Origin of the sequence: Micromonospora inaquosa, assembly GCF_003857055.1 — a bacterium.
GTDB classification, from domain to species: Bacteria; Actinomycetota; Actinomycetes; order Mycobacteriales; family Micromonosporaceae; genus Micromonospora; species Micromonospora inaquosa.
Window position 1 is genome coordinate 1 of sequence record NZ_QGSZ01000076.1, and the last position, 7,280, is coordinate 7,280.

The window sequence follows — 7,280 nt, forward strand, 5'->3', positions numbered from 1 at the left end:
CGACCAACCCGCCGGCCGCGGCGAGCTGCATCTTGCGCGGCCAGCCCTTGACCGTGGTGACGAGCTGACCCCCGGTGGCCCCCACCGTCGAGATGGAGGAACACACGGCCCGCGGGATCCAGGTCATGGTGCCGAAGGGCTGGAAGAAGGCCACCGGCGGCTCGTACACCGACTACATCGACCCGGAGGACAGCGGCCGTAAGGTCCGCATCATCACCGAGAAGTGGTCCAGCAGCTCCGCCCGGTGGGCGGAGACGGCCGAGAACGGCCTCAAGACCAGGAGCACCTCCTGCGTCAAGCCATACAACCAGGTCTCCTCCTCTACCGAGACCGAGCTGGCCAGCAAGCCGGCCGCCGAGTTCGAGTACACCTGCGGTGAGGGTGACGTGATGCGGCACGGCATCTGGCGGGGCGTGGCGCAGGACGGCAAGGCGTACTCGTTCTACCTCACCGCCACGGACGCCAAGTTCGCCGAGAGCAAGCCGATCTTCGAGGAGATGGTGCGGACGTTCCAGCTCACCGGGAACGGCTGAGCCGGAGGGAACCCACAGGGGTGATCCGTCGCCGTGCTATCAAGGGGCATGGCGGCGGACACCACTGACATCGACGACATTCGTGAGCAAGCCCGGCGCTGGCTGGCCGACGACCCCGACCCGGCCAGCCGGGACGAGCTGACGGCGGTGCTCGACGGGCTGCCGGCGAGCGCCCCGGAACTGGCCGACCGGTTCGCCGGCCCGCTGACCTTCGGCACGGCGGGCCTGCGCGGCCCGCTTCGCGCCGGCCCGAACGGCATGAACCTCGCCGTGGTCACCCAGGCCGCTGCCGGCCTGGTCACCTGGCTCGCGGCCCAGGGTGGCACCGGCCCGCTGGTGATCGGGTACGACGCCCGGCACGGCTCGCGGCAGTTCGCCGAGCGCACCGCTCAGGTGGCCACCGGCGCTGGCCGCCCGGCGCTGCTGCTGCCCCGCCCGCTGCCCACCCCGGTGCTGGCGTACGCCGTGCGTCACCTCGGCGGAGTCGCCGGCGTGATGGTCACGGCCAGCCACAACCCGCCGCAGGACAACGGCTACAAGGTCTACCTCGGCGCGGAGCTGGGCGGCGAGTTGGGCGCCGGCGCGCAGATCGTGCCACCCGCCGACGCCGGAATCGAGGCGGCCATCCGAGCGGTCGGGCCGCTGGCCCAGGTGCCGCTCGGGGAGCCCGGCCAGGTGCTCGGCGATGACCTGGTCGCCTCGTACGTCGAACGGGCCACCGCGGTGATCGACCCGGACGGGCCACGGGACCTGACGGTGGCGTACACCCCGCTGCACGGGGTGGGTGCCGCGGTGCTCACCGCCGCCTTCGCCCGCGCTGGCTTCCCGACCCCCGGGGTGGTGCCCGACCAGGCCGAGCCGGACCCGGCGTTCCCCACCGTGTCGTTTCCCAACCCGGAGGAGCCGGGTGCGGTGGACCGGCTGATCGCCCTGGCCGACTCCACCGGCGCGGACCTCGCCATCGCCAACGACCCGGACGCCGACCGTTGCGCGGTGGTCGTCCGGGACGACCGCGACGGCTGGCGGATGCTGCGCGGCGACGAGGTGGGCGTCCTGCTCGCCGACCACCTGATGCGCAGGGGGGTGACCGGGCTCTACGCCACCACCATCGTGTCGTCGTCACTGCTGCGCGCGATGTGCGCGGCCCGGGGCCTGCCCTACGACGAGACGCTGACCGGCTTCAAGTGGATCGTGCGGGCCGGTGGCGGGAGCGCGCCGCTGGTCTTCGGCTACGAGGAGGCGCTCGGCTACTGCGTGGCCCCGGAGCACGTCCGGGACAAGGACGGCATCACCGCCGCGCTGACCGTGGCGGAGTTGGCCGCCGGCCTGAAGACGCAGGGTCGTACGTTGACCGATCGGCTGGACGAGCTGGCCGCCGAGTTCGGCGTGCACCACACCGACCAGCTCTCCGCCCGGGTGGACGACCTGCGGCTCATCGCCGACGCGATGGCCCGGATCCGGGCGGCCACCCCGGCCACCCTGCTCGGGCAGCCGGTGGACAGCGTCCGGGACCTGCTGCCCGAGTCGGACGTGGTGATCCTGCGTACCGCGGTGGCCCGGGTGGTGATCCGCCCGTCCGGGACCGAGCCGAAGCTCAAGGCGTACCTGGAGGTGGTGGAACCGGTGGCGGACGGTGACGTCCGGACGGCCCGCAGCCGGGCGGCGTCGGCCATCGCCGAGCTGCGCGCCGAGGTCAGCGCCGCCCTCGGCCTCTGACCTCGCGGGGCCCCCACCCGCCCGCCACGTTCCCTTTGCTCTGCACCCGCGGATGCGCCGTGCGGCGGACCGCCCGGTGGTGCACCCGCGGGTGCAGAGCAAAGGATGGCCAGGGGGCGCGTGGGGTCCGACGGTCAGGCGCGCTTGCCGAGCGCCGCGTCGACGGCTACGGCCAGGGCTGCGACGACCAGACCGACCGATGGGCGGACCACCGAGTCGTCGGTGCTCACTTGACCGGAGAAACCCGCGCCGGTGGCGATCTCCTCCAGCCGCCGGCGAGCGGTGGCGACCTCCTCGGCACCCACGCCCAGCGCCGACTCCATCCGGAGCACCACGACCAGGGTGGCCAGCGCGGCGGTGCGCTCGTCCGGGGCTGCCGCCCCGGTCAACGCGTCGGCCAGCCGCTGCCGGGTCTCCGCCTCGACGGAGGAGTCCACGACCGGGTAACGGTGCACGTGGATGAAGCCCAACTCGGTCTCGTCGACGTCCCGGACGACGCCCTGCCGGCACAGGTCGGCGAGGATCCGGTCGCGCAGGCCGTGCCGCAGACGCTGCACCCAGGACGCCGGGGTGTGCGGCGTGTCGGCGGCGATCCGGCTGAGGACGTCGTCACTGAACGGCTCGCCGGTCGGCGTCGGGTCGATCACCGTCAGGGACCCGTCGGCGTACGCGATCCGGCCGGCCAGGGCCAGCTCGACCAGCACCGCGGCGGCCATGCCCAGGTCCAGGCTGATCCGCGGCATGGTCGCCTTGCCGGTCGTGTCGTCGTAGGCGAGGAGCAGCAACTCCTCGGCGAGCGCAACACCAGTCATGGCCGGAGACGGTAGCGGGTCCGCGCACCCCGTGCACGGACCCGCCGGACCCGGCACCGACCGGGTTTCCGCTCAGAAGCGGGGCATGCCACCGAACTGGCGGTCACCGGCGTCGCCGAGCCCGGGGACGATGAACATGCGGTCGTTGAGCCCCTCGTCGATCGAGGCCGTGACCAGGCGCAACGGCAGACCGGAGCGTTCCAGCCGCTCGATGCCGACCGGGGCGGCGAGCACACAGAGCACTGTGATGTCGGTGCAGCCACGATCGGCCAGCAGCCGACAGGAGTGCTCCAGCGAGCCACCGGTGGCCAGCATCGGGTCGAGCACCAGGACCGGCAGCCCGGTCAGGTCGCGCGGCAACGACTCCATGTACGCGCGCGGCTCGTAGGTCGCCTCGTCGCGGGCCAGGCCCACGAAACCCATCGAGGACTCCGGCAGCAGGCCGAGCGCGGCGTCCGCCATGCCCAGGCCGGCGCGCAGCACCGGGACCAGCAGCGGCGGGTTGGCCAGCCGGGTGCCCTGGGCGCCGGTGACCGGCGTCTGCACCGGGTACCGCTCGACGGGGAAGGTGCGCGCCGCCTCGTACACCAGCATGGTGGTCAGTTCGTGCAGCGCGGCCCGGAACGTCGAGGAATCGGTGCGCGCGTCCCGCATGGCGGTCAACCTGGACTGGGCCAGCGGGTGGTCAATGACGTGTACGTCCACGATCGCTCAACCTACCGGTCCGTAGGGCGCGGCGGTGCGGGTGCGGTCGGACCAGGGACGCCGCTCACGTCGGGGCGTCACCGAGCATACGTGAGCAAGATCACTCGGCGGTTCGGTGCGTAGACTTCTCGGCATGACGGCGACAACGACGTCGGCCCGGTCGGAGCTCTCCGAGCTGGGACGATCCGAGACCGCTCTGCGGACCTTCCTGCACGGCCTGCCCGGCGTGGACCAGGTCGGCGCGGAGCAGCGGGCGGCACAGCTCGGCACCCGCTCCATCAAGACCACCGCCAAGGCCCAGGCCATCGACCTGGCGATCCGGATGGTCGACCTGACCACCCTGGAAGGGGCGGACACCCCGGGCAAGGTGCGTGCGCTCGCCGCGAAGGCGCTGCGCCCCGACCCGGCCGACCCGTCCTGCCCGCACGTCGGCGCGGTCTGCGTCTACCCCGCGATGGTCCCGTACGTGGCCGAGGTGCTGCGCGGGAGCGCCGTGCACCTGGCCAGCGTGGCGACCGCGTTCCCGTCGGGCCAGGCGCCGCTGGAGATCAAACTCGCGGACACCCGGGCCGCCGTCGCGGCCGGCGCCGACGAGATCGACATGGTGATCAACCGGAGCGCGTTTCTGTCCGGGCGGTACAAGGAGGTCTACGACGAGATCGTGGCCACCAAGGAAGCCTGCGGGGACGCCCACCTCAAGGTGATCCTGGAGACCGGCGAGCTCGCCACCTACGACAACGTGCGCCGCGCCTCCTGGCTGGCCATGCTGGCCGGCGGCGACTTCATCAAGACCTCCACCGGCAAGGTCCCGATCGCGGCGACGATGCCGGTGAGCCTGGTGATGCTGGAAGCGGTCCGCGACTTCCGCGAGGCGACCGGTCGGCAGGTGGGCGTGAAGCCCGCCGGCGGCATCAAGACCACCAAGGACGCGATCAAGTACCTGGTGATGGTCAACGAGACCGTCGGCCCGGACTGGCTCGACCCGGACTGGTTCCGCTTCGGCGCGTCCAGCCTGCTCAACGACCTGCTGATGCAGCGCACCAAGCTGACGACCGGCACCTACTCCGGTCCCGACTACTTCACCCTGGACTGATAGCCGATGTTCGAATACGCCCCCGCCCCCGAGTCCCGCTCGGTGGTGGACCTCAAACCCTCGTACGGGCTGTTCATCGACGGTAAGTTCGTCGACCCCGCCGACGGTGGCAGCTCCAAGTCGATCAACCCCGCCTCCGAGGAGGTGCTGGCCGAGGTCGCCGAGGCCGGCACCCCGGACGTGGAGCGCGCGGTGCGCGCCGCCCGGAAGGCGTACGACAAGGTCTGGGGTCCGATGCCGGGCCGGGACCGGGCGAAGTACCTGTACCGGATCGCCCGGCTGATCCAGGAGCGCTCCCGGGAGCTGGCCGTCCTGGAGTCGCTGGACAACGGCAAGCCGATCCGGGAGAGCCGCGACGTCGACCTGCCGCTGGTCGCCGCGCACTTCTTCTACTACGCGGGCTGGGCCGACAAGCTGGAGCACGCCGGCTTCGGCGGCAACCCGCAGCCGATCGGCGTGGCCGCGCAGGTCATCCCGTGGAACTTCCCGCTGCTCATGCTGGCCTGGAAGATCGCCCCGGCGCTCGCGGCCGGCAACACGGTGGTGCTCAAGCCCGCCGAGACCACCCCGCTGACCGCGCTGCTGTTCGCCGAGATCTGCCAGCAGGCCGACCTGCCGGCCGGTGTGGTCAACATCCTCACCGGCGCCGGCGACACCGGCCGCGCACTGGTCGAGCACCCCGGCGTGGACAAGGTCGCCTTCACCGGCTCCACCGAGGTCGGCCGGGCCATCGCCCGGTCGATCGCCGGCACCCGCAAGAAGCTCACCCTGGAACTGGGCGGCAAGGCCGCCAACATCGTCTTCGACGACGCGCCGATCGACCAGGCCGTCGAGGGCATCGTCAACGGCATCTTCTTCAACCAGGGGCATGTCTGCTGCGCCGGCTCCCGACTGCTGGTCCAGGAGAACGTGGCCGACCGGGTGCTGGAGTCGCTGAAGCGGCGGATGGCCCAGCTTCGGGTCGGCGACCCGCTGGACAAGAACACCGACGTCGGCGCGATCAACTCGGCTGCCCAGCTGGAGCGGATCCGCGAACTGTCCGACGCCGGTTCGGCCGAGGGCGCCGAACGCTGGTCGCCGCCGTGCGAGCTGCCCGACCGCGGCTTCTGGTTCGCGCCGACCATCTTCACCGGCGTCACCCAGGCACACCGGATCGCCCGCGAGGAGATCTTCGGCCCGGTGCTGTCGGTACTCACCTTCCGCACCCCGGCCGAGGCCGTGGAGAAGGCCAACAACACGCCGTACGGGTTGTCGGCCGGGATCTGGACCGACAAGGGCTCGCGCATTCTGTGGATGGCCGACCGGCTGCGCGCCGGCGTCGTCTGGGCCAACACGTTCAACAAGTTTGACCCCACCTCGCCGTTCGGTGGGTACAAGGAGTCGGGCTACGGTCGCGAGGGCGGCCGGCACGGGCTGGAGGGCTACCTCAATGTCTGAGCGGGTCGCGGTACGCAAGACGTACAAGCTCTTCATCGGCGGGAAGTTCCCGCGCAGCGAGTCGGGACGGTCGTATCTCGTGCAGTCCTCGAATGTGTCACTGGCCTCCCGCAAGGACGCCCGGGACGCGGTGGTCGCCGCCCGCGCCGCCGTGAAGGGCTGGGCCGGCGCGACCGCGTACAACAGGGGTCAGATCCTCTACCGGGCCGCCGAGATGCTGGAGGGCCGCCGCGAGCAGTTCGTCGCCCTGGGCATCCCCGGCGACGAGGTGGACGCCGCGGTCGACAGGTGGGTCTGGTACGCCGGCTGGGCCGACAAGCTCGCCCAGGTGTACGGCGGCGCCAACCCGGTCGCCGGCCCGTACTTCAACATCTCCGCGCCCGAGCCGACCGGCGTGGTCGCGGTGGTCGCCCCGGAGCGCCCGGCCCTGCTCGGCCTGGTCAGCGTGATCGCCCCGGCGATCGTCACCGGCAACACCGTGGTGGTTGCCGCCTCCCCGAGCGAGCCGCTGGCTGCGGTGACGCTGGCCGAGGTGCTGGCCACCTCCGACCTGCCCGGCGGTGTGGTCAACATCCTCACCGGCGCGATCACCGAGACCGCGCCGACGCTCGCGGCGCACATGGACGTCAACGCGATCGACCTGACCGGGGTCACCGACGCGGCGCTCGCCACTGACCTGGAGGTCAAGGCGGCGGAGAACCTCAAGCGGGTGCTCCGCCCGGCCCCGGCCGACCCCGACTGGACCGCCGACCCGGGGGTGGCGCCGATGACCGCGCTGTTGGAGACGAAGACGGTGTGGCATCCCAAGGGGGTGTGATCAGTTTTCGGCCTGTGGGTTTTCCGGGGGAGCCCGCCCACTCCGGGCGGTCAGGCTTGATCCCTGCGTGAGCGGGCTCCCCCGGAAAACCTGACTCGGGCCTGGCCCGTCGGGTGGGTCAGCTTGCGGGTGCTGCCTTGGGTTGGGTTGGCGGTCGGCGGGGTGGC

The 7,280-nt window shown here is 72.0% G+C and carries 6 protein-coding genes and 1 pseudogene; 5 read left to right on the forward strand and 2 right to left on the reverse strand.

The genetic code is table 11. The annotated features are described in order from the left end of the window. Positions 1–80 precede the first annotated feature (80 nt). Positions 81–533: pseudogene (locus DLJ59_RS01245) on the forward strand (PsbP-related protein); the annotation flags it as partial. Between the two features lie 48 nt (positions 534–581). Further along, positions 582–2,249, forward strand: coding sequence for a phospho-sugar mutase (locus DLJ59_RS01250; protein ID WP_124770687.1), 1,668 nt, complete (start codon positions 582–584; stop codon positions 2,247–2,249). A 134-nt stretch (positions 2,250–2,383) separates the two neighbouring features. On the opposite strand, the gene DLJ59_RS01255 is transcribed toward DLJ59_RS01250, so the two are convergent. Further along, a complete protein-coding gene (locus DLJ59_RS01255) occupies positions 2,384–3,061 on the reverse strand; it encodes a GOLPH3/VPS74 family protein (RefSeq protein WP_124770688.1) in 678 nt (225 codons plus the stop codon). 72 nt (positions 3,062–3,133) lie between these two features. Beyond that, complete coding sequence (gene upp / locus DLJ59_RS01260; protein ID WP_124770689.1) at positions 3,134–3,766, reverse strand: uracil phosphoribosyltransferase; 633 nt, start codon at positions 3,764–3,766, stop codon at positions 3,134–3,136. 133 nt (positions 3,767–3,899) lie between these two features. Here upp and deoC point away from each other — a divergent pair, with 133 nt between their 5' ends. From deoC to DLJ59_RS01275, 3 genes are read left to right on the forward strand one after another with little or no spacing between them, the layout of a single operon-like run. Continuing rightward, positions 3,900–4,859: a deoxyribose-phosphate aldolase gene (gene deoC / locus DLJ59_RS01265; protein ID WP_124770690.1), complete on the forward strand. Its 960-nt coding sequence runs from the start codon at positions 3,900–3,902 to the stop codon at positions 4,857–4,859. A gap of 6 nt (positions 4,860–4,865) precedes the next feature. Further along, positions 4,866–6,296 (forward strand): aldehyde dehydrogenase family protein, encoded by a 1,431-nt coding sequence (locus DLJ59_RS01270; RefSeq protein WP_124770691.1) that lies wholly within the window; start codon positions 4,866–4,868, stop codon positions 6,294–6,296. Then, on the forward strand, positions 6,289–7,113 hold the full coding sequence (locus DLJ59_RS01275; protein ID WP_124770692.1) for an aldehyde dehydrogenase family protein: 825 nt from the start codon (positions 6,289–6,291) through the stop codon (positions 7,111–7,113). Before DLJ59_RS01270 ends, DLJ59_RS01275 begins: the two co-directional genes overlap by 8 nt. Positions 7,114–7,280 lie beyond the last annotated feature (167 nt).